This window comes from Sphingomonas sp. IW22 (assembly GCF_041321155.1).
Taxonomy (GTDB): domain Bacteria; phylum Pseudomonadota; class Alphaproteobacteria; order Sphingomonadales; family Sphingomonadaceae; genus Sphingomonas.
This window is the reverse complement of record NZ_JBGGWB010000002.1, coordinates 242288-261527: the sequence shown is the minus strand read 5'-3', so window position 1 is coordinate 261527 and position 19240 is coordinate 242288. Positions and strand designations below refer to the sequence as shown.

Genomic DNA, 19240 nt, shown 5'->3' with positions numbered 1-19240 from the left:
CAGCGCAAACTCCCTACATTTGGCTTGGTTTCCACGCAAGCGAAACAAATCTGGCCCCTGTTGCTAAAACAACACAGATCAAGCTGTTGCGACCAGACCATGGGCCTTCAGCGCATCAAGGATCCGGTCGATGGCGACACGTGCTTCCGCGTCGGGATTGGCCCCGCCTGTCGGCGCGGGAATAGCGTCCTGCCTTGCGCCGACGACCTGCTGCCCGCCGATGTGCAGGGCGGTGGCCGTCACCTCGCCAACACGCCACAGCCCCTGCCGCCAGGCAGCAACGCACTGGCTGGCGATCAGCCAGACGGTCATGCCCTCTCGCGGATCGGCATAGCGCCAGCCGTTCGGCGTCCAGCCCGCCAGCTTGCCCGCGCTGTCGCTCCACGCGCCGGTCGGCGACTGCCCGACGATCCAGCATTCGCCCGCCACAGGGTCGGCAGGTGGAATGTCGGCCAGGTCGATCGCAGCCGCCATGACCAGCATGTCCAGCCGCGCCAGCGCCTCATTATGCGTCATCTCCTTTTGTGCCTGTCCCGCCGCGATCAACGGCAAAGCGTGGCGCAAAGTGGTTTCGTCGGCCATGTCGCTATTCCTCCAGCATGATGACGTGCGGCAGCGATGCGCCGTGGGTGCCGATCTGCACGATCTCGATTGCGGTCAGGCCCACGCACTCGGCGGCATTCAGGGTCACGGCGGGCCTGTCGGTCTCCAGCACCATCGGCCCGGCCCCGACCCGGATCAGCGTCACCCGGTACCGCTCCCGTTCTTCGATCAGCGGCGCATCGACACCGTCGATCCAGTGCCAGCCGGCACGGCTGCGGCGTTGCCACTCAACCCTCAGCCCGCCGTCGCTTGTCGGGAGCAAGCGACCATGGACGGGCGACGGCGGCACTACCGATGCGCCCGTCAATGTCGTTGCGACGGACACCGGCTCGTCCCCGTCACCAACGCCGGTCGCGGCAAAGACAAGCGTGGCGCCGATAGGCGGGTCCACCGGCAACACCATCACGTTGTCAGCCTGCAACAAGGTAAAGCGCTCACCAGCGACATGCGCCGCGATCGCTCCTTCCGTACCCCGCCGCCCACGCCACAGCCGGTGGAGGCGCCAGCGCCGGCCGCCCAACGCCTCGGCCCGCGCGAATTGGATCAGCTCATTGCCGACCAGCGCCAGATTGCCGCCCCGGTCCAGCGCAACCGCATCGGCGCCCGCCAGCGCCATTTCCGCATGGGCCAGTTCGACGACGATCGTATTGGCCCGATCCTCGATCCCCGCCAGCGCCGACCCCGGCGGCACGACGACCTCGCCCATCACCGACGGCGCGCGCAATTGCCCGGCGGTGCGCCAGCTCGACCCGCCATCGTCGCTCTGCAACAGGCTCGCGCCCCGCCACCCCGGCGCCGTTCCCGCCGCCATGATCGACACTTGCGGCCGCGCGGGCAGGTCACCGGTCAGGGGCTGCAGTTCCGCCGCGATCAGGATGGTGCGCCCATGTACGCGGTCCGGCGCCACGACCGGCGCACCCGCCGACGCCGCGGCAGAGGCGGTGGCGACCGCGATGGGGGCCAGCTCCAGCTCGACGGCCATCCCCTCAAGGCTCCAGCCAGTGACGCGATAGGGTGTGGCATCGCCCTCAACCGCGACCCGATCGCCCGGGGCGATGGCCAGCCCCGCCCAGCCCGGATACACGCGCCGCCGCCACCGGTCGGCCTCCGCCCGGACCAGTATTGCCGCCGCCGTCCGCTTCGCAGCTTCGGCGGACATCACCGCCGGCAATTCGACATGCTGCTCGCGCCAGCCGCCCCCGGTCCGCGTCGCGCGCTGAAGGCCCGCCTGATAGTCGCGCGCCGCATCATAATGACCGATCGTCACCACGCGCGGCGCCTGATCGCCCGCACTGATCGCCCGCACGCCCCGCGCACCGCCACAGCCGCTGTCGGCCACCGCCACGGCGCCCCCTTCGCCAGCACGCATCGCCAGCCGATCGCCAAGCGGCGCGAACCAGGCGCCTGTCGCGCTCGCCAGCATCTCCGCCACGGCGCGTCGGCTGCCGCCATGAGCGGAAAAGCCGTCCATCCCCGGCGTCAGCGCCGCTTCACCCGCGACGCCCCCCTCGGCAATCGCGGCCGCAATGACACCTGCGTCAACGGAGCCGGCATCCGCCTCCACCTCGAACGTCAGCGACGGGATGCGATTGGCATAGTCGGCCAGCGCCATCCCCTCGAACACGGCATAGGCCTGTCCCCGCATTGCCGTTGCCCGGTCGACGCGAACGGCGCTCGCGATCAACGGGTCGGGCGCCTGCCCCTCGTCGCCGGTATAAAGGCGAAAGCCCGTGGCGGATTTGAAGTCCCCCGCCGCGCCGCGCAGCAGCTTGCCGTCAGCCCATATGCGCCGGACGCCCCGGATCGCCCCGGCCGACAGCAGCACCGCGAAAGAGGCCGAATAGCTGTATCGGATCGTGTCCGGCGCGCCCTTGCCTCCGCCATCGGTCGCGCGCGTTTCGATCAGGTCGGTAGCCCAGATCACCGTCCCCGCCACCCGGATCGTCCCGAACAGATGCGGGATTTCGGCGCCGTAAGAGGATGTCTGGACCTTCAGCTCGTTCAGCCGCGGCCCGGTCCTCGCGGCCGGCCGCATGATCGTGCGGTCGATTGCTCCGCCGGCAATCGCGCCCAGTGCGCCGCCGATCGGCCCGCCGATCGCGGTGCCGACCGTCGTCAGGATCAATGTCGCCATGTCAGCCCTCTTTCTCTCCACGCCACGCGCCGATCACCGGCCATGGCGGCGCGCCCGGCCGCTCGACCACGCGGCGAAGCGAAGCGTCGGCATGGATCATCCCGCTGTCGGTCAGCACCGCCAGGTGCAGCTGTCCCGGCCCGCTGCGCATCAGCACCACGTCGCCGGGCGCTCCGTGCGCGACCCGCCCCAGCCCCGCCGCCGCCAGCGCCATGGCCGCCCGGTCGGCATCCCCGGTCCGCATCGCATAGTCGGCGGGCGCCGGGCACCCCAGCGCCGCTGCCGCGACGCCCACGCAATCCAGCCCCGTCGCCGGATCGCGCCCGTGCAGGCGAAAGCGCGCGCCCACCAGCGCGCGGGCCGCCCGTGCGGCCGCATCCCCGCGCCTCATGCGCCGGGATAACGGGTCAACAGGTCGATGCCCGGCAGGAACGGCTCGCCCCGGAAATTGGCGGCGTTGGCAAATCGGGCGACGCACGTCTCCAGCCGCTTGTCGCACCCCTGGATCAGCTCCACCCGGTCGCCCGGCCGCACCGGCAATCGCGGCGGCAAGCGCAAGGTCATGTCCGCGCCCGCCGACCGGTCGATCGCCGCCGCCATTCCCGAATTGGCACCGTCCAGCCAGCGCAGCCGACCGCTGCCATAAGCGTCCGCCACCGGCTCCGCCGCATCCACCGTCAGTCGATTGCCCTCCGCCGCCACGATGCGCACGATCCGCCGCCCCGCCGCCATCGCCACCCGGCACCGCCCGTCGCCCAGCTCGGCCCGGCATTCGGGGGATGTCAGCTCGGCAACCGGCGCATCCAGCGCGGCGGTCGCCCCGCGCAATTCGGCGGTAAAGCCGCCGTCCGCCGTCTCGATCGCACCGATCGTGCCGCGGCCCAGCTCGACACGGTTGGCCGGATCGGTCCAGTCGACCGCCAGGATCGTCACGCCCGCGCCGTCCCACCGCCCGGCCAGCAGGTCGCGCTCCGCGATCGCGTCGTGGGTCAGCGCGCCGGTCACATCCATGCTGTCGGCCTCCAGCCCGTCCGAGCGGCGGATCGCCGACGGGCTGATGCCCGGTGCCGCGCGGTGCACCATCCCGTCGAAGACCAGATCGCGGTCGTGCGATGTCAGGCCGATCGCCACCCCGTCCACCCGCTCAACGCGCCAGCAAAAGGCGATGGTGGCGCATTCGGCCGCCAGCCATTCGGGCGCGCTCATGCCTCGCGCAGCTCGATCAGCGGTACCGACGGTGCCTCCCCCGCCATGAACGTCGCGCGGCTCACGCTCAGCCGGTCCTCGGCAAAACGCACCGCCACGTCGAACTCGAAACTGGCGGTGATCGCCGCCCCGGCACCCGGTGGCACGTCGAACGTCACCAACCCGCCAGGATCGAGCGAGAAGGCCTGCGTCTCCACCCCGTCGACCGCCACCCGCACGCTGCCCGCCACCGGCCGCGTGATCCGCCGCCGCATTTCGCCATAGCCCTTGGTCAGCGCAAAGCGCATCGTGTGGCCGTCGCCCGTCCCGATCGCCTCGTCCGTGCCCGCATGGTCGAACGGGTCGCGCAGGCGAAAACCGCGTGCCGGCCCCATCCGCGCACGGAAAAAGGCGAGCAGTTCGGCAATATCCGCCTCCGATCGCACACCCGGCCCGACATCGTACCGGGTGCGCGGTTCGGCCCAGCCGACATTGCGCCGCTCATGCCCACCGCTCGCCGTCAGGATCGCCGTCGCCGTCTCTGGCGCCACTTCCGCCTCGGCGCCCAGCGCCAGCGGGAACAGCACGTCATCAAACGCCTGCACCGTTTCATCCTCCTCGTCGAAATGGACAAATCCGTCGCGCAGCACCTGCGGCAGCGCCCAGTAGAATGTCTCCGCGACCCCCCGCCGCCGCCCGACGCGCGCGGCATGGGCAATCGCGTGCCACTGCTCGCGCTGGTCGGGACGCAGGACGAAGCCCGCCAGATAATGCTGCTGGTCCACCGGATAGTTCAGCCGCAATTCGGCCAGCGCCACGCCTCGCGCGCTCGCCCGTTCATTGCCGGTCGCCGCCCAGTCATAATCCTCAAGCTGCAACACATCGAACGCAGGCTTCGCCCAGCCGATCGGCAGATTTGCGCGCTTCGCCTCCGGCATCGTCGCGTCGAGGATCGTGGGCAGATACGCCAGCAGCAGCGTCTCCGCCCCCGGCGCCACCGCCCGCACCGCCTCGCACAGCGCCGCCGTCGACGCGGCCAGCATCGCCCCCGCCTGGTCCAGCAACGCCACCTGTTCCGCCGACAGCGGCGCCTTCAGGCTGGCAATCACCGGCGGATCGCCACCAAAGGCCGCGACAGCGGCGGCGTCGTACAGGCATGGCGTGCCGTCGGCGCGCACCCACCACCAAGGCTCCCCCACCTGAAACCGCATCGCCAGCCCCGCCGCTACGGCAATCGCGGCAAAGGCCTGCGCCACCTGCGCCAGATACCCCATCGCGCCCGCATTTGCGGGGCTCAGCAACGCCGAAGGCGGCTCCCACCCGGTCAGCGCCGAGCTGCCATCGGCCGCGCGCTGTTTCCAATCGCCCCAGCAATGCGCGTCGAACAGCTCATAACTCAGCGACCAGATGATCCCCCGCCCGCTCGCCGCCGCCCGTTCGGCGAAATCACGATGCCACGCCGCGCACGGCCGGTTCAGCACGCCCCCGGCCAGGCTGGCGAACAACCCGCCGGATGCATGCTCCAGCCGGAAATAATGGCTCATCCCGACATAGTGGTTGATGACGCCGCGATACCCCAGCAGCTCGATGTTGCGCATCATCCGCTCGGGCGTCAGGTTATAGCTGTCGTCATATCCGGTCGCGATCCGCACCCCGTGTTCGGGCACCACGCATTCGCCGACGGTCAGCACCGAACGCGCGCCGGTACAGCTTATGTCGGTCAACTCGACCCACCCCTCGGCGGGCGCAATCGCCGCTTCGCTCCCCTCGACATAAGCAGGCGGCACCAGCGACACGAACATCCGGTCGATATCGCCCGCGTACACCGGGTCGGCCTCGTCCGGTAACTGGAACCCGCCCGTCAGCACATCGAAATCGAGCGTGACACGCGCATCCTCCGGCGTGCCGCTGGCATGGTTCCACAGCCGCACATACCAGGCGCGGGGATTGCCGCCCGCGTCGCGCCCCTCGATCGTCAGCGTCGGCCCGTTGATCGCATCCAGCGTCAGCACGCCGCCCGACCGCCACCGAAACGACAGCACGCACCCGCGATAGTCGCGGTCCGTCTCATATGCCGTCAGCACATGGTCCCAGCGATCGACGCTGTCCCAGATCAAGCCCGCCAGATCGCCCGCGCGGTAAAATACCGCATCGACGCGCAGCGCGTCGGGCGCGGTCGTCACCACGCTCGCCATCATCGGTCGCGGGAAATCGACCGTCCAGAATCGCGGATCGAATCGCGTCAGATGCCCGGCGGCCTGAACCGACCGCCGGCTTGCCAGCCAATGTCCCATGATCGTCTCCCCGAAAGCGCGCTCAGTCCACCGCCGCCAGCGCGGATCGCACCGCGCGCGCCACCTGCCGCCCCGACCGCGCCAGCGCCGCCGGTGCCTCGCCGCCGCTGGCCTTCACGGTAATCGCCACGCGAACGTCGCGCGCAGGCGGGGCTACCGCCGCCATCGGCCGTGCAGCGACCGGCACCGCACCCGGCACCTCGACCCGGCCCGCGCTGGTCGGCACGAACAGTTCCGGCCCGCGCTCCCCCACCCAATAGGGGCGACCCGGCGACACCGGCCCGCCGGTCGCCCGCCCCGGGGCCCCCGCCAGCACGCTGGCCAGCGCCGACAACAGCCCCGCACCGCCCCCGCCGCCGCCCGCGCTGCCGCCCAGCAGTTGCGACAACCCGCCGCGCACCGCACCCGCCGCCACCTCGTTCATCACCGATGTCGCGATCCGGCCGAGATCCTCGAACCCGACCCGCCCGGTACGGATCGCGCGCGACAGCGTCGTCTCGATCGCCCGCCCCGCGCGGTCGACCCCGGCCTCCAGCGGCCCCTCCAGGCTGGCGCGCATCGCCGCCACGTCGCGGGCGAATGCGCCGGTGTCGGCGCGCACGCTGACCACCAGCCGTTCGATTTCCTCATCCATCGGGAAAAGCCTCCATCAATCGCGCCAGGTCGCGCGCATCGGCCACCGGCGCCGCGTCCCCCGCCAGCGTCCGCACCAGCGCCGCCAGTTCGGCGGGCGTCGCTGTCCAAAAGGCATCGGGCGACCAGCCGAACATCACCCCCGCCATGCCCGCCAGCCGCCCGGCCGCCTCGGCAAACATCACCGCCCGCCCAGAATCTGGCCCAGCAGCAGCTTCAGCGCGGGCGTCGCGGCGGCCAGCCCGCCCGCCGCCACCCCCTCGGCAAAGGCATCGCGCGGCATCGGCGCTGGCTCGCGCAGGCAGTGCCAGAACAGCGCCACCATCTCCCCCATCGCCAGCCGCCCCGCCGCGGCCCGCTCGACCAGCGCGAACAGCGGCCCCAGCTCCGCCTCCGCCGACACCAGCGCGGCGAAACTGGGGCGCAGCACCAGCTCCAACCCGTTCACCCGGATCGCCGCCTCGCCCCGCACCGGATTGGCGCTCATTCGCTCACCACCGCGCCGGAGCTTTCCAGCGCCAGCGTGTAACTGCGCTCGCCGCCGACATCCCCGGCATAATCCAGCCGCGTGACCAGGAACCGCCCGGTCATCGCTTCCCCGCTTTCGAATGTCAGCCGGTAATCGTCGACGATGCCTGCCAGCGCATTGCCCTTGATCCGCTGCTCCGCCGCCGATCCGGTAAAGATCCCGGCCGCCGCCACGCTGACCGACCGCACGCCCGCCCCCGACAGCAATTCGCGCCAGCCGCCCGAATCCTTGCTGGTGATCGCCACCGCCTCACCATTGATCGACAATTGCGTGGTGCGAAGACCCGCGACCGTCTGATACGCCACCGGGTCGCCGCCATTGCCGACCTTCAGCAAAAACGCGCTGCCCTTTTCCACCGCCATAAGTTCCTCCTCGCTCAACCGCCTGCCAGCACCCGCACTCGATATTCGACGGTGCCCACCCATTCCCCGCGCGTCCGCACGATGCGCTGTCGGACAAAGCCGCGGCTGACGATCCGCCAGCCCTCGCCCAGTGCGTGGGGCATCGCCGCCACCGCCGCCTGTGCCGCCCCCGTCAACGCCCGCACCCGCGCCCCGTCCTCGCCCCCGTCATGCAGTTCGACCGCCACCCGCGCCTCGAACCCCTCGGCGTCCTTGGTCGACCAGTCGGCCACCACCGCTTCGGCCACCAGCGCATAGGGGGCGGCGGCGCGCACCGGCGGGCTGGCGAACACCGCCGTCACGCTCCCGGCCAGCGGCGGATGCGCCGCCAGTGCCGCCGCCAGTGCCTCATGCAATCGCGCCGCCGTCATTTCAGCGCCCCCGCCACCCATCGCAGCGCCGCCACCCGCACCGCCGCACCGCGCAGTCCCCGCCCCTCGGCCACGACCCGCTCCCCCTCGACCCGCACCTGGGCGCCGGGCAGCACCTCGCCCAGCAGCGCCGCGACACGCTCGCGCACCGCCTCCGCCCGCGCTTCGCCGGCCCGTGTCACCCGCCCGCTCATGCCCGCATCCCTTCGCTCAGCCGCATCCGCCGCCACGGCCGCCACAGGGCCGCGACCGCTGCGGGCGGCACTTCCCCCGTGTCCCGCGCGTCAAAGCGATAGGCCGCCATCCGCACGATTCCGCCGGCAATCCCGCCGGGCAGCGTGGCCCAGTCCGGCGCCAGCCCCGCGCGCATCGACACCGCGACCACGCGCGGCGCACCGGTGACGCGCACCCACCCATCACCATTGCCGTCGATGTCGACCGCCCATTGGCCGACCGGCATTGCCACGCCCGCGGCATCGCGCACCCCGTCGATCCGCAGCACCGGCGTCGTCGTCAGCCGCCGCCAGCGCCCGTCCGCGCCGATCCGCTCGGTCACGTCGCGCGCGATCAGCACCTGTCCCGTAAAGCGTTCGGCCAGGTCCATCGCCTCGCACACCAACGTCGCGATCAGCGCGTCTTCGGCGGCGCTTGTTGATCGCACCAGCGCCTTGACCGCGGCCACCGCCGCGGCCCGATCCTCATCCGTCATCCCCGTCTCCACCAAAGAAGACCCCCGCCCCGCCGTCGCGCGGGGAGGGGGACAGGTTCAGGGGATCATCACGCGGCGGCGAACTTCATCAGCTTGATCGCTTCCGAATTGCTCACCGCCCCGCCGACGCGCTTGGTGGCGTAGAAGTGGACGAACGGCTTGTTCGAATATGGATCGCGCAGGATCTGCGTCTCCCCGCGTTCGGCGATGACATACCCCGCCTTGAAGTTGCCGAAGGCGATCGACAGGCTGTTCGCCGTGATGTCGGGCATCGCCTCGGCCTCGACCACCGGATAGCCCAGCAGCATGTCGGGCTGCCCCGCCGCCAGCCCCGGCGACCACAGGAACGCGCCATCGGCGGTCTTGAACTTGCGGATCCGCGCCAGCGTCGCACCGTTCATCACCCACGCCGCGCCCTGTCGATATGGCGCGCGCAGCGACTGGATCAGGTCGATCAGCCGGTCCTGCGGATTGGCGGCGAAATCTCCCGCCGCGCCGCTCGCCACATGCTGCAACGTGCCGAATGCCCGCGCCTCATCGGGCGTGGCGGCGGTGGGCAGCGCCAGGAAACCGCGCGGCTTGTCCACGCCGTCGCCGCCGACAAACGCCGCGCCCTCGGCCACGGCGAATTCCATCGCAATCTCACTGGCCAGCCAGCCCTCAACGTCAAATCCAGCATCGTCCAGCATCGCCTGGCTCGCCGCCGGATTGGCGTACAGCTCGCCCATCGGCGGCGCGATTTCGTGGAAGGTCGGCGTTGCAGTCTCCGCCCGCGCGCCGCCTTCGCTGGCCCAGCCCGATGCGATGCCGCCCGCCGTCACCAGCTTGCGGTATCCGTTCGACCCGACCTGCACCACATTGGCGATGCTGCGGATCGGGCTGGCCGATTTCAGCGCGGCGTCGATCACTTGGTCGATCTCGCGCGGCACGGCATAGCCGCCGTCGGCACCCGTCACGCCGGTGAACGCCTTGGCCTCCGCCATGCCGGTGCCGGCGCGCAGGAACCCTTCGAACACCCCGCCGCCGGGTGCGCGCGCCCCCTCCAGCATCGGCCGCGCGTCACCGGCCGGAATCGCCCCTGCAAAGCTCATGTCGATCTTCGTCATGCCGTTACTTCCTCCTCAAACCACTCGATTGCCGTGATCCGCGCCAGCGGCTGCATCGGCTGCGCGACAAGGCTCACCTCCTGCAGGTCCAGCCGGATCAGTTCACGATATGTTCCCGGCGCCACCACCCGCGCCCGGTACCCGAACGACAGCCCCGTCACCGCCCCGCACGCCACCATCCGCGCCAGTTCCGGCCGCTCGACCCGCCCCAGCACGCGCAGGCCACGCGCATCCTCGCCCAGCGCCTCGATCCGGCCGACCGGCGCGCCGCCATGCTGCCACAACAACGGCACCGCCCCCGCGCCCGCAAAGGCCCCCCGCCGCACCACATCCCCGCCCCGGTCCGCCCGGTCGAACACGGCGGCGTAACCGGCAAAGCGCAGCACGCCCCTCACTTCACCCACCCCGAAAAGCCCAGCTTCACCGCCAGCCCGACCAGCAGGCACGCCGTCAGCATGTGCGTCATCCACGCCAGCACCGCGCGCACCGCCGACCGCTTGGCATCGCGCCATGCCGCCAGCAGCTCGCGCAGCTCGGCCATGTCCTTGGCCGCGCCCGCATCGGCCAGCCCCAGCCGCGCCAGCGCGCGCGCCGCCGCATTCTCTCCCGCTTCCTCGGCAATGCCGCGCAGCACCGACAGGCTGGCGCCCTCCGCCTCGGCCTGCGCGATCAGTTCGGCCAGCAGCGCGCTCATGGCGTCACCCCCAGCATCCGGCGCTTTTCCTCGTCGCTCAGGAAATCGGCCCCGCCGATCCGCTGCCACAGCGCCGCGCGCTCCTCGCCCAGCACACCCACCCGGTCGATCGCGACCGACAGCCGCGCGTCGGAGAACCACGGCCGCAGCGCCTCTGCCACCGCGCCCAGGATATTGTCGGCCAGCGGCACAATCGTCTGGCGCCACAATGCGCGATTGGCCTCGCGATAATTGGCATATGCATTGTCGCCCGGCAGCCCCATCAGCATCGGCGGCACGCCGAACGCCAGCGCGATCTCCCGCGCCGCCGCTGCCTTCAGCCCCACGAAATCCATGTCGGCGGGCGTCATGCTGATCGCCTGCCATTTGAGGCCGCCTTCCAGCAGCATCGGCCGACCGGCATTGCCCGCCCCCTGATAGGCTAGCGCCATTTCCTCCTTCAGCCGCCGGAACTGCTCCGCCGACAGGCTCGATCCGTCGCCGGGGTCGTACACCAGCGCGCCGCTGGGCCGCGCGGCATTGTCCAGCAGCGCCTTGTTCCACCGCGTCGCGGCATTGTGGATGGCGATCGCCCCCATCGCCGCGCCCAGGCACCCCAGCCCCAGATGATCGTCCAGCGGATGAAAATGGCGGATATGGATCACGCTGGGCCGACCGCCCGCATCCTCCACCGGCAGCTTCATCAACCGCGCGCCGACGCCGTATCGGTACGCCACCGGCCAGCCATTGGCGTCGGTGTCGATCCCCACCCGTTCGGGCCTCAGCGCGAACAATTCCGCCACACCGCCCGCCCCGTCGCCCAGAATCTGGGCATAGGCATTGCCGTGCAACAGCATCTGCGCCGCCAGCGTCTCCATCAACGGCTGCCCGTTCGATCGTTCGGCGACCAGCGCCGCCAGCGCCGGCTCGCTCGCCTCGACGGGCGCCGACGCCACCGCTTCGGCCACCACCCGCACCGCGCGTTGCGCGACGGGGTTGCCGCAATATCCCTCCCGCACCTGATCGGCATAGGCGGCGGGCCATTCGCCGATCCGCACCCCCTGCCCCGCATGCCCCAGCAACGGCCGCGCGCCATCGCGCCCGGCCGCCTTGCGCCCGAACCATTTCATGGTCGTTCTCCTGAAAAGTCAGTTTGGGGTCGTCACACCCCGCGCACGCCGACACGGCCCCGCCGCGCCAGCATCAATTCGCTCAGCGCCCACACACACGCATCGGCGCGGTCGGGGGACCGGCCCGGCCCCTCGTAACCGCCGCCCGCGATCAGGCCGCACAGCTCGTCCTCCAGCGCCGGGTACGCGCCGACATGCGCCACGCGTCCCTGCTCATAAAGCGCCGCCACCGGCTCCGCCCGCGCCGCCTTGCCGCGTGTCGCATGAACGCTGCGGACGGGCAGCGCGGCGTCGACCGCGTGCAGCACGCTGGCGACCATCGCGCCGCCCTGATTCACCTCCGCCACCACCCGCTCGGCATCGTGGCGCGCCGCGCACGCCACCACCGCCCGCGCCCAGCCCTCGGGGGAGGCGCCGACGACGCTCGCATCCTCGATCACATATCCGCGCCCGTCCTCGCCCAGCCCCGCCGCGACGATGCCGCACGCATCCCCCTCGGTCCCGGCAGGCGGATCGACGCCAACGACGACGCGCACCAGCCGCGGCACCTCACGCACCCGCACCCGCTCGATCAGCGCGCGCGACCACAATGCGCCCGCCACATCCTCGACCAGCTCGCCGTCCAGCTCCTGCCGCCCCAGCCGCGTGCCGCCATAATCGGCGATCATCGCGCCGACGAAGCTGTCCGGCAGATGCGGATTGTCGCGCGTCCGCCCCAGCGTCTCGACCAGCCCCGGCAACGCCATCACCCGGCGCATCAACGCGGTCGGGCGCGGCGTCGTCGTGACCAGCACGCGCGGCCGCTCACCCAGGCGCAGGCCCATGCGAAGATTGTCCCACGCCGCCGCCCCCGCCCGCGCGCGCCATTTGCCCAGTTCGTCGGCCCACGCCATATGATGTTCCGGCCCGCGCAATGTCTCCGGCGCGGCGGCGGAATAGACGAACGCCTCCGCCCCGCCCGCAAAGCGCAGCACCCCGCCCTGCCAGCGCATCGCGTCCCGCTCGGTCGCCCTCGCCACCGCCAGCAATCCGCTCGGCCCCTCCACCATCACGCGCCGCGCTTCCTCGATCGACCCGCCGATCAGGGCGATGCGCGCGCCCGGCATGTCGCGCGCCACCGCGCTGACCCATTCGGCCCCCGCCCGCGTCTTGCCGAACCCCCGCCCCGCACGGATCAGCCACACGCCCCAGTCGCCCGGCGGCGCCAGTTGCCCGTCATGCGCCCATGCGGACCATTCCTCGTCAAATGCCGCAATCTCCCGCTCGTCCAGATCCTTCAGCACCAGCCGCCGCGCCCGCTCCCCCGCCGCGCCCAGTTCGGCCCAGGCATCGCGCCCGCCCGCGCTCAATCGGTCAGCCTCCGCCGCGCCAGCGCGTCCAGCTTCTTCAGAATCTTGGCCTCCACCGCCTCGCGCGTGATCTGGACCGGGCGGCGACCCCCGGTCTTGCCGCGCTTTCGGTCCTGTCGCTCCAGCAGCCACTGGGCCAGCTTCACGTCGATCTCTACCCGGCCATCAACCATCGCCGCCGGGTTCGAAATATCCGTGCCATTGCCTGTCACGATCACCGCGCCGCCCTCGATCGGAAACTCGTTGATCTGACCGCGCGCCTTTTCGATCAGCGCCTGCTCCAGCCGGTCATATCCTTGCTCGATCGCCTCCTGCCACAAGGCCGCAAAAGCCGGATCGCGCCGTTTCAGCGCATAGGCGCTGGCCGGGTTCACCCCGACTTCGCGTGCCGCCAGCCGCACATTCGATGCGCTGGCCAGAACGTCCAGAAACCGCTTCCGGCGTGCCGCCGTCCAACCCTGTTCCATAACCCGCAGCTGGATATGCCGCCCACGCCCGGCGGTAATTACCTCATCTCCCATCATACGCCCCCGCCCAAAACGCGAACGGGCCGGATGGCGTCACCGCCCCGGCCCGATTCGCAATTCTCCAGCGTGGTTGTTGTTGCCAGAACAGCGTGACGATGTCAATCGAAAAGTGCCTATTTGGTTATTTTCGGATGCCGGTTGCCTCCCGGCCGTGCCCGCGACATGGTCCGCGCCAATCCTTCGAAAGCCCCGCCAATGACCGACATCACCCTCTATCTCGCCCGCGCGGCCAATGGCGTGATCGGCGCGGACGGCACGCTGCCGTGGCGGCTGCCCGCCGATCTTCGCCGGTTCAAGGCGATGACCATGGGCAAGCCGATGGTGATGGGCCGCAAGACGTTCGACAGCTTCCCCAGCCCGCTGCCCGGTCGCCGCCACATCGTCCTGACCCGCGACCTTGGCTGGCAGGCGCCGGGTGCAGAGGTCGCGCACGATCCCGACGCTGCGCTCGCGCTGGCGGGCGACGTACCTGAAATCGCGGTGATCGGCGGCGCAGAGATCTTCGCTCTCTATCTCCCCCGCGCCACCCGCATCGAACTGACCGAGATCCACGCCAGCCCCGACGGCGACGCCATCGTCCCCGCCTTCACTGGCTGGCGCGAGGTTGCGCGCGCCGACCACCCCGCCGACGGCGACCGCCCCGCCTACAGCTTCGTTACCCTGACCCGCTGACCCCCGGTCAGAAAGGCCGGTATAGGCAAGCGCATCCACCGCCCCTATAGGCGCGGGCCATGGAGCGGCTGGACGGCAGCTCGCCGGTGCCGGCGGGCTTGCGCGGCGGGATCGTCGCGCTCGGCAATTTCGATGGTTTCCACCTTGGCCACCAGGCGGTGATCGGCCAGGCGGTGACGCGTGCCCATGCCGAAGGGCGCCCGGCGATCGTCGCGACCTTCGATCCGCACCCGATGCGCTTCTTCCGGCCTGACAGCGCGCACTTCCGCCTGACCACGCTCGACCAGCGACAGGAATTGTTCGCCGCCGCCGGGGCCGATGCGATGCTGGTATTCGGCTTCGACGCCGCGCTGGCCGGCCTTACCGCCGAACAATTTGCCGATCGCCTTGCCGGGCCGGTCGGCGCGGGCGGCGTCGTGACCGGCGCTGACTTCACCTTTGGCAAGGGGCGGACGGGCAATGTCGCCAGCCTGACCACGCTCGGCCAGTCGCTCGGCTTTTCGGTCGATACCGTCCAACCGGTGCTGTCGGGCGAAGCCCCCGTTTCCTCCAGCCGCATCCGCCAGCACCTGATCGCGGGCGAACCGCGTCAGGCCGCCGCGCTGCTCACGCGCCCCTTTGCGATTCGCGGCGCGGTCGAACATGGCGCGAAGCTGGGTCGCCAGCTCGGCTACCCGACCGCCAACCTGTCGATGGGCACCTATCTGCGCCCGCGTTACGGCATCTATGCGGTGCGCGGCCGCCTGCCCGACGGCCGCGTGCTGGACGGCGCCGCCAATCTCGGCATCCGCCCCACGATCGCGGGTGCGCCGACCGAGCTGCTGGAGCCCTATTTCTTCGATTTCGACGGCGACCTTTACGATCAGGTGATCGAAGTGGCGCTGATCGACTTCATCCGCCCCGAAGCGAAATTCGAAAGCCTCGACGCGCTCAAGGACCAGATGGCCCGCGATTGCGACACCGCACGGACGATGCTGTCGCGATAGGCTCACGCCGCCTTGCCGAAGGGGGGGCGAAAGCCGTAAGGCCGCGCGCACCCATGACTGACACACCCGAACCCGCACGCGACTGGCGCGACACCGTCTTCCTGCCCAAGACCGACTTTCCGATGAAAGCGGGCCTCGCGCAGAAGGAACCCGCGATTCTCGACCGCTGGGCGCGGATCGGCATTTACGACCGCCTGCGGGAGCAGCGCAGCGGCCGCGAACGCTTCATCCTGCACGATGGCCCCCCCTATGCGAATGGCGACATTCACATGGGCCATGCGATGAACAAGATTCTCAAGGACATCATCGTTCGCAGCCAGTCGCTGATGGGCAAGGACGCGCCCTACGTCCCCGGCTGGGACTGCCACGGCCTCCCGATCGAATGGAAGATCGAGGAAGCCTATCGCGCCAAAAAGCGTTCGAAGGACGAGGTGCCCGCCGCTGAATTCCGTCAGGAATGCCGCGAATATGCCGCGAAATGGGTGGGCGTACAGGCCGCGCAGTTCGAACGGCTGGGCATCATGGGCGACTGGGCCGATCCCTATCTGACCATGAACTATGCGTCGGAAGCGACCATCGCGGGCGAGCTGCTCAAGTTCGCCATGAGCGGCCAGCTCTATCGCGGCGCCAAGCCGGTGATGTGGTCTCCGGTCGAAAAAACCGCTCTGGCCGAAGCCGAGGTCGAATATGAAGACGTCACCTCGACCCAGATCGACGTGGCGTTCGAGATCGTCGACGCGCCCAACGCGCCGGAACTGGTGGGCGCCCACGCGGTCATCTGGACGACGACGCCGTGGACGATCCCGGTCAACCAGGCTTTGGCTTACGGGGCGGACGTTGAATACGTCCTTTTGACGCCAAGCTACGACCGCGATCTGACGGACGCATCGTTTGCCAATGCCGACGGTGTGACCGGCAAACAATTATTCATCGCGCGTGATCTCATCGACAGCACGATGAAGCGGATCGGCTTCACGTCGTTTTTTGAACATTGGTCCGGCAAAGGCTCCGACCTCGCCGGCGCCACCGCCCGCCACCCGATGCACCATCTCGGCGGCTTTTTCGCGACACCCCGCCCCTTCCTCGACGGTTCGCACTTCGTCACCACCGACGCGGGCACCGGCCTCGTCCACATGGCGCCCGACCACGGCGAGGATGATTTCGCGCTGTGCAAGTCGGCGGGCATCGACCCCGTGTTCGCCGTCACCGGCGACGGCAAGTATCGCGACGACTGGGCGTGGCTCGGCGGTCAGGGCAGCGTCATCAACCAGAAGTTCACCGGCCCCGAAGGCCCGATCTGCGTTGGCTTGGACAAGGCAGGCGCGCTCCTCTCCGCCGCCCCCTTCCAGCACAGCTATCCGCACAGCTGGCGCTCAAAGGCCCGCATCATTTTCCGCGCGACCCCGCAGTGGTTTATCCCGATGGACCGCCCCGCAACCGCCCCCCGCACCCCAGGCGCGGCGGCGGATGAGTTGCCGGGCATGGCCCCGGCGGCGGGCTTCGGCCCCATTGTCGATCCGGTCGGCAGCAACGCCCCGACGCTTCGCGGCATCGCGCTCGACGCGATCGAGCGGACGCAGTGGATTCCCGCGCGCAGCCAGAACCGCATCCGTTCGATGGTGGAGGGTCGCCCCGACTGGGTCATCAGCCGCCAGCGCGCATGGGGCGTGCCCATCCCGCTCTACGTCAACCGCCAGACCGGCGACTATCTGCGTGACGAAGCCGTCAACGCCCGCATCCTCGCCGCGTTCGAGGCTGGCGGTGCCGACGCATGGTTCGCCGCCGACCATCAGGCGCTGCTCGGCCCCGACTACAACCTCGCCGATTATGAGGTCGTGACCGACATTCTCGACGTGTGGTTCGATTCGGGCAGCACCCATGTCTTCACGGTCGAGGCCCGCTATGGCGAGGGCACCCGCGCCAACCTGTATCTGGAAGGGTCCGACCAGCATCGCGGCTGGTTCCAGTCGTCGCTGCTGGAATCCAGCGGCACGCGCGGCCGTGCGCCCTATGACGCGGTACTGACCCACGGCTTCGCGCTGGACGGCAATGGCCGCAAAATGTCCAAGAGCCTGGGCAACGTCGTCGATCCGCTCAAGATCATCGGTGAATCGGGTGCCGACATCCTGCGCCTGTGGGTCGCGCAAACCGACTATTTCGAGGATGTCCGCATCGGCAAGGAAGTGCTGTCGGGCACGTCGGACACCTATCGCAAGCTGCGCAACACCTTCCGCTATCTGCTCGGCGCGCTCGACGGCTTCACCGAAGAAGAACGCGTCGAGGTGCGGCAGATGCCGGAGCTTGAGCGCTACATTCTCTCCGAACTCGGCCGCCTCGACCGTGAGTTGCGCGCCGCGGCGGAGGCGTTCGAATTCAACCGCTACACCCGCGCGCTGGCCGATTTCGCCAATGACGACCTGTCGGCCTTCTTCTTCGATATCCGCAAGGATTCGCTGTATTGCGACGCGCCTGACAGCCTGAAGCGCCGGTCGTATCGCACCGTCCTCGACATCCTGTTCCACGCGCTGGTGCGCTATGCCGCCCCGGTGCTGGCCTTCACGGCAGAGGAAGTGTGGCAGGCGCGCTATCCGTCGGACGACGGCTCGGTCCATTTCCTCGAATGGCCCGAAATCCCCGCGCTGCCCGGCGATCTGCCGATGGGGACCGAGTGGGCCGATATCCGCCGGCTGCGCGAAACCGTGACCGAAGCGATCGAGCCGCTGCGCCGGGAAAAAATCGTCCGCTCCAGCCTTGAGGCAGAAGTGACGCTGCCCGAACTGCCGCTCCCCGCGGACGATCTGGCGGAGCTGTTCATCACCTCGACCGTACATCGGGGCGGCGGTGAAATCGCGGTCCAGCGCACCGATCATCACAAATGCGGCCGCTGCTGGCGCCTGTTGCCTGAGGTTGCCGTCGATGGCGCCTTGTGCCACCGCTGTGACGAGGTGGTGACGCGATGAAGAACGGACAGGCCTGGGGCTGGCGAATCGCGGGGCTGGTGTTCCTCGTCGATCAGCTCAGCAAATGGCTGGTGACGGGGCCGCTGGGCATCGACCGTATCGGTGCAAAGCTCGACCTGATCTCCATCTTCGATCTGCGCTTCGTGCCCAATGTCGGCGTGTCGCTGGGCCTGTTGCCCGCAGACAGCGCGTGGATGCGCTGGGCATTGGTGCTGCTGACCGGCGCCATCGCCATCGGCGTTGCCATCTGGATGCGCCGCGAAACCAACCGTCAGGACAAGGCCGCGCTGGCGCTGGTGCTGGGCGGCGCGCTCGGCAACATCCTCGACCGCATCCGATTTGGCTATGTGGTCGATTTCGCCGATCTGCATTTTGGCGAGTGGCGTCCATTTCTCGTCTTCAACGTCGCCGACGCTGCGATTACCATCGGCGTCGTGATCCTGCTCATCCGCGCGCTGTTCGTGCGAGAGGGCCAGCCAAAAGCGGTCGCCCCTGTGGAGAAACAAAATGCGTAACGTGCTTATCGTCGGCCTCGCCGCTCTCAGCCTCGCCGGTTGCGGCAAAAGCGGTCTCGACCGCGATCGTCCCGACGAATTCGCCACCGCGCGTCAGGCGCCGCTGGTGATCCCGCCCGATTTCGCGCTGGTCCCGCCCCAGCCGGGCGCCCCGCGTCCGCAGGATGTCGGCGCCGCGAACCAGGCGATGGACGCGCTGTTCGGCGGCCCGGCACAGCGTAGCGCGGGCGAAACCGCGGCGCTTCGTGCAGCGGGTGGCAGCTCCGCCGATGTCGGCGTGCGCTCCGCCGCTGGCGATCCCGACACCAATGTCGTGGACAAGGGCCAGACCGTTCGCGACATCATCGCCGCGCCACAGGGCGATGGTCAGGACGCGCGCGCCGTCACCGGCGCCACGCCCGCGGCCCAGCCGACGCCCGACACCCCGCAATAATCCGCCCGCGCCGCCGGTCCTCGCGACCGG

23 protein-coding genes are annotated in these 19240 nt (G+C 69.9%); 5 read left to right on the top strand and 18 right to left on the bottom strand.

Going from position 1 to position 19240, the window contains the following annotated elements:
- Positions 1-78: 78 nt before the first annotated feature.
- The 18 genes from ACAX61_RS12830 to ACAX61_RS12745 all read right to left on the bottom strand — a co-directional run bounded on the left by ACAX61_RS12830 (position 79) and on the right by ACAX61_RS12745 (position 13641).
- Entirely contained in the window at positions 79-582 is a 504-nt protein-coding gene (locus ACAX61_RS12830) for a DUF2793 domain-containing protein (protein ID WP_370715226.1), read from the bottom strand.
- Between the two features lie 4 nt (positions 583-586).
- Entirely contained in the window at positions 587-2737 is a 2151-nt protein-coding gene (locus ACAX61_RS12825) for a phage tail protein (protein WP_370715225.1), read from the bottom strand.
- Position 2738: 1 nt separating this feature from the next.
- Positions 2739-3128 carry a peptidoglycan endopeptidase gene (locus ACAX61_RS12820; protein ID WP_370715224.1) on the bottom strand — a complete coding sequence of 130 codons (390 nt, stop codon included), beginning with the start codon at positions 3126-3128 and terminating at the stop codon, positions 2739-2741.
- Positions 3125-3943 carry a phage/gene transfer agent baseplate hub protein gene (locus tag ACAX61_RS12815; RefSeq protein WP_370715223.1) on the bottom strand — a complete coding sequence of 273 codons (819 nt, stop codon included), beginning with the start codon at positions 3941-3943 and terminating at the stop codon, positions 3125-3127. The genes ACAX61_RS12820 and ACAX61_RS12815 overlap by 4 nt, the downstream gene beginning before the upstream one ends.
- Positions 3940-6216 carry a phage distal tail protein, Rcc01695 family gene (locus tag ACAX61_RS12810; RefSeq protein WP_370715222.1) on the bottom strand — a complete coding sequence of 759 codons (2277 nt, stop codon included), beginning with the start codon at positions 6214-6216 and terminating at the stop codon, positions 3940-3942. The genes ACAX61_RS12815 and ACAX61_RS12810 overlap by 4 nt, the downstream gene beginning before the upstream one ends.
- A gap of 22 nt (positions 6217-6238) precedes the next feature.
- Positions 6239-6850 carry a tail tape measure protein gene (locus tag ACAX61_RS12805; RefSeq protein ID WP_370715221.1) on the bottom strand — a complete coding sequence of 204 codons (612 nt, stop codon included), beginning with the start codon at positions 6848-6850 and terminating at the stop codon, positions 6239-6241.
- A complete protein-coding gene (locus ACAX61_RS12800) occupies positions 6843-7031 on the bottom strand; it encodes a phage tail assembly chaperone (protein ID WP_370715220.1) in 189 nt (62 codons plus the stop codon). The genes ACAX61_RS12805 and ACAX61_RS12800 overlap by 8 nt, the downstream gene beginning before the upstream one ends.
- Entirely contained in the window at positions 7031-7336 is a 306-nt protein-coding gene (locus ACAX61_RS12795; RefSeq protein WP_370715219.1) for a gene transfer agent family protein, read from the bottom strand. The genes ACAX61_RS12800 and ACAX61_RS12795 overlap by 1 nt, the downstream gene beginning before the upstream one ends.
- Entirely contained in the window at positions 7333-7740 is a 408-nt protein-coding gene (locus ACAX61_RS12790) for a phage tail tube protein (protein WP_370715218.1), read from the bottom strand. The genes ACAX61_RS12795 and ACAX61_RS12790 overlap by 4 nt, the downstream gene beginning before the upstream one ends.
- A gap of 14 nt (positions 7741-7754) precedes the next feature.
- Positions 7755-8150, bottom strand: a complete 396-nt coding sequence (gene gp17 / locus ACAX61_RS12785) for a tail completion protein gp17 (RefSeq protein ID WP_370715217.1) — start codon at positions 8148-8150, stop codon at positions 7755-7757.
- Positions 8147-8344 carry a hypothetical protein gene (locus ACAX61_RS12780; RefSeq protein ID WP_370715216.1) on the bottom strand — a complete coding sequence of 66 codons (198 nt, stop codon included), beginning with the start codon at positions 8342-8344 and terminating at the stop codon, positions 8147-8149. Before ACAX61_RS12780 ends, gp17 begins: the two co-directional genes overlap by 4 nt.
- Positions 8341-8859, bottom strand: a complete 519-nt coding sequence (locus ACAX61_RS12775; RefSeq protein ID WP_370715215.1) for a head-tail connector protein — start codon at positions 8857-8859, stop codon at positions 8341-8343. Before ACAX61_RS12775 ends, ACAX61_RS12780 begins: the two co-directional genes overlap by 4 nt.
- 68 nt (positions 8860-8927) lie before the next feature.
- Positions 8928-9965, bottom strand: a complete 1038-nt coding sequence (locus ACAX61_RS12770; protein WP_370715214.1) for a phage major capsid protein — start codon at positions 9963-9965, stop codon at positions 8928-8930.
- Positions 9962-10369 carry an HK97 family phage prohead protease gene (locus tag ACAX61_RS12765; RefSeq protein ID WP_370715213.1) on the bottom strand — a complete coding sequence of 136 codons (408 nt, stop codon included), beginning with the start codon at positions 10367-10369 and terminating at the stop codon, positions 9962-9964. Before ACAX61_RS12765 ends, ACAX61_RS12770 begins: the two co-directional genes overlap by 4 nt.
- Positions 10357-10659, bottom strand: coding sequence for a DUF6127 family protein (locus ACAX61_RS12760; RefSeq protein ID WP_370715212.1), 303 nt, complete (start codon positions 10657-10659; stop codon positions 10357-10359). Before ACAX61_RS12760 ends, ACAX61_RS12765 begins: the two co-directional genes overlap by 13 nt.
- The gene (locus ACAX61_RS12755) at positions 10656-11768 is read right to left on the bottom strand and encodes a phage portal protein (protein ID WP_370715211.1); all 1113 of its coding nucleotides are present in this window, start codon (positions 11766-11768) and stop codon (positions 10656-10658) included. The genes ACAX61_RS12760 and ACAX61_RS12755 overlap by 4 nt, the downstream gene beginning before the upstream one ends.
- 32 nt (positions 11769-11800) lie before the next feature.
- Positions 11801-13117: a DNA-packaging protein gene (locus ACAX61_RS12750; protein ID WP_370715210.1), complete on the bottom strand. Its 1317-nt coding sequence runs from the start codon at positions 13115-13117 to the stop codon at positions 11801-11803.
- Positions 13114-13641, bottom strand: coding sequence for a hypothetical protein (locus ACAX61_RS12745; RefSeq protein WP_370715209.1), 528 nt, complete (start codon positions 13639-13641; stop codon positions 13114-13116). Before ACAX61_RS12745 ends, ACAX61_RS12750 begins: the two co-directional genes overlap by 4 nt.
- Positions 13642-13839: 198 nt before the next feature.
- Here ACAX61_RS12745 and ACAX61_RS12740 point away from each other — a divergent pair, with 198 nt between their 5' ends.
- Genes ACAX61_RS12740 through ACAX61_RS12720 form a run of 5 tightly spaced genes read left to right on the top strand, consistent with a single transcriptional unit; the run spans position 13840 to position 19210 of the window.
- Positions 13840-14316 carry a dihydrofolate reductase gene (locus ACAX61_RS12740; protein WP_370715208.1) on the top strand — a complete coding sequence of 159 codons (477 nt, stop codon included), beginning with the start codon at positions 13840-13842 and terminating at the stop codon, positions 14314-14316.
- A gap of 59 nt (positions 14317-14375) precedes the next feature.
- Positions 14376-15302: a bifunctional riboflavin kinase/FAD synthetase gene (locus ACAX61_RS12735; protein WP_370715207.1), complete on the top strand. Its 927-nt coding sequence runs from the start codon at positions 14376-14378 to the stop codon at positions 15300-15302.
- Positions 15303-15355: 53 nt separating this feature from the next.
- The gene (ileS, locus tag ACAX61_RS12730) at positions 15356-18262 is read left to right on the top strand and encodes an isoleucine--tRNA ligase (RefSeq protein ID WP_370715206.1); all 2907 of its coding nucleotides are present in this window, start codon (positions 15356-15358) and stop codon (positions 18260-18262) included.
- Positions 18259-18777 (top strand): signal peptidase II, encoded by a 519-nt coding sequence (lspA, locus tag ACAX61_RS12725; protein ID WP_370715205.1) that lies wholly within the window; start codon positions 18259-18261, stop codon positions 18775-18777. Before ileS ends, lspA begins: the two co-directional genes overlap by 4 nt.
- Positions 18770-19210, top strand: coding sequence for a DUF3035 domain-containing protein (locus tag ACAX61_RS12720; RefSeq protein ID WP_370715204.1), 441 nt, complete (start codon positions 18770-18772; stop codon positions 19208-19210). Before lspA ends, ACAX61_RS12720 begins: the two co-directional genes overlap by 8 nt.
- The last annotated feature ends 30 nt before the right edge of the window (positions 19211-19240 follow it).

Bases quoted from the DNA above. Each gene is read 5' to 3' on its own strand.
- ACAX61_RS12815 (WP_370715223.1), bottom strand. From the start codon at position 3,943: ATGAGCGCGCCCGAATGGCTGGCGGCCGAATGCGCCACCATCGCCTTT.
- ACAX61_RS12810 (WP_370715222.1), bottom strand. From the start codon at position 6,216: ATGGGACATTGGCTGGCAAGCCGGCGGTCGGTTCAGGCCGCCGGGCAT.
- ACAX61_RS12780 (WP_370715216.1), bottom strand. From the start codon at position 8,344: ATGAGCGGGCGGGTGACACGGGCCGGCGAAGCGCGGGCGGAGGCGGTG.
- ACAX61_RS12825 (WP_370715225.1), bottom strand. From the start codon at position 2,737: ATGGCGACATTGATCCTGACGACGGTCGGCACCGCGATCGGCGGGCCG.
- ACAX61_RS12830 (WP_370715226.1), bottom strand. From the start codon at position 582: ATGGCCGACGAAACCACTTTGCGCCACGCTTTGCCGTTGATCGCGGCG.
- ACAX61_RS12755 (WP_370715211.1), bottom strand. From the start codon at position 11,768: ATGAAATGGTTCGGGCGCAAGGCGGCCGGGCGCGATGGCGCGCGGCCG.
- ACAX61_RS12820 (WP_370715224.1), bottom strand. From the start codon at position 3,128: ATGAGGCGCGGGGATGCGGCCGCACGGGCGGCCCGCGCGCTGGTGGGC.
- gp17 (WP_370715217.1), bottom strand. From the start codon at position 8,150: ATGACGGCGGCGCGATTGCATGAGGCACTGGCGGCGGCACTGGCGGCG.
- ACAX61_RS12790 (WP_370715218.1), bottom strand. From the start codon at position 7,740: ATGGCGGTGGAAAAGGGCAGCGCGTTTTTGCTGAAGGTCGGCAATGGC.
- ACAX61_RS12720 (WP_370715204.1), top strand. From the start codon at position 18,770: ATGCGTAACGTGCTTATCGTCGGCCTCGCCGCTCTCAGCCTCGCCGGT.
- ACAX61_RS12745 (WP_370715209.1), bottom strand. From the start codon at position 13,641: ATGATGGGAGATGAGGTAATTACCGCCGGGCGTGGGCGGCATATCCAG.
- ACAX61_RS12760 (WP_370715212.1), bottom strand. From the start codon at position 10,659: ATGAGCGCGCTGCTGGCCGAACTGATCGCGCAGGCCGAGGCGGAGGGC.
- ileS (WP_370715206.1), top strand. From the start codon at position 15,356: ATGACTGACACACCCGAACCCGCACGCGACTGGCGCGACACCGTCTTC.
- ACAX61_RS12740 (WP_370715208.1), top strand. From the start codon at position 13,840: ATGACCGACATCACCCTCTATCTCGCCCGCGCGGCCAATGGCGTGATC.
- ACAX61_RS12800 (WP_370715220.1), bottom strand. From the start codon at position 7,031: ATGTTTGCCGAGGCGGCCGGGCGGCTGGCGGGCATGGCGGGGGTGATG.
- ACAX61_RS12775 (WP_370715215.1), bottom strand. From the start codon at position 8,859: ATGACGGATGAGGATCGGGCCGCGGCGGTGGCCGCGGTCAAGGCGCTG.
- ACAX61_RS12795 (WP_370715219.1), bottom strand. From the start codon at position 7,336: ATGAGCGCCAATCCGGTGCGGGGCGAGGCGGCGATCCGGGTGAACGGG.
- ACAX61_RS12735 (WP_370715207.1), top strand. From the start codon at position 14,376: ATGGAGCGGCTGGACGGCAGCTCGCCGGTGCCGGCGGGCTTGCGCGGC.
- ACAX61_RS12805 (WP_370715221.1), bottom strand. From the start codon at position 6,850: ATGGATGAGGAAATCGAACGGCTGGTGGTCAGCGTGCGCGCCGACACC.
- ACAX61_RS12770 (WP_370715214.1), bottom strand. From the start codon at position 9,965: ATGACGAAGATCGACATGAGCTTTGCAGGGGCGATTCCGGCCGGTGAC.
- lspA (WP_370715205.1), top strand. From the start codon at position 18,259: ATGAAGAACGGACAGGCCTGGGGCTGGCGAATCGCGGGGCTGGTGTTC.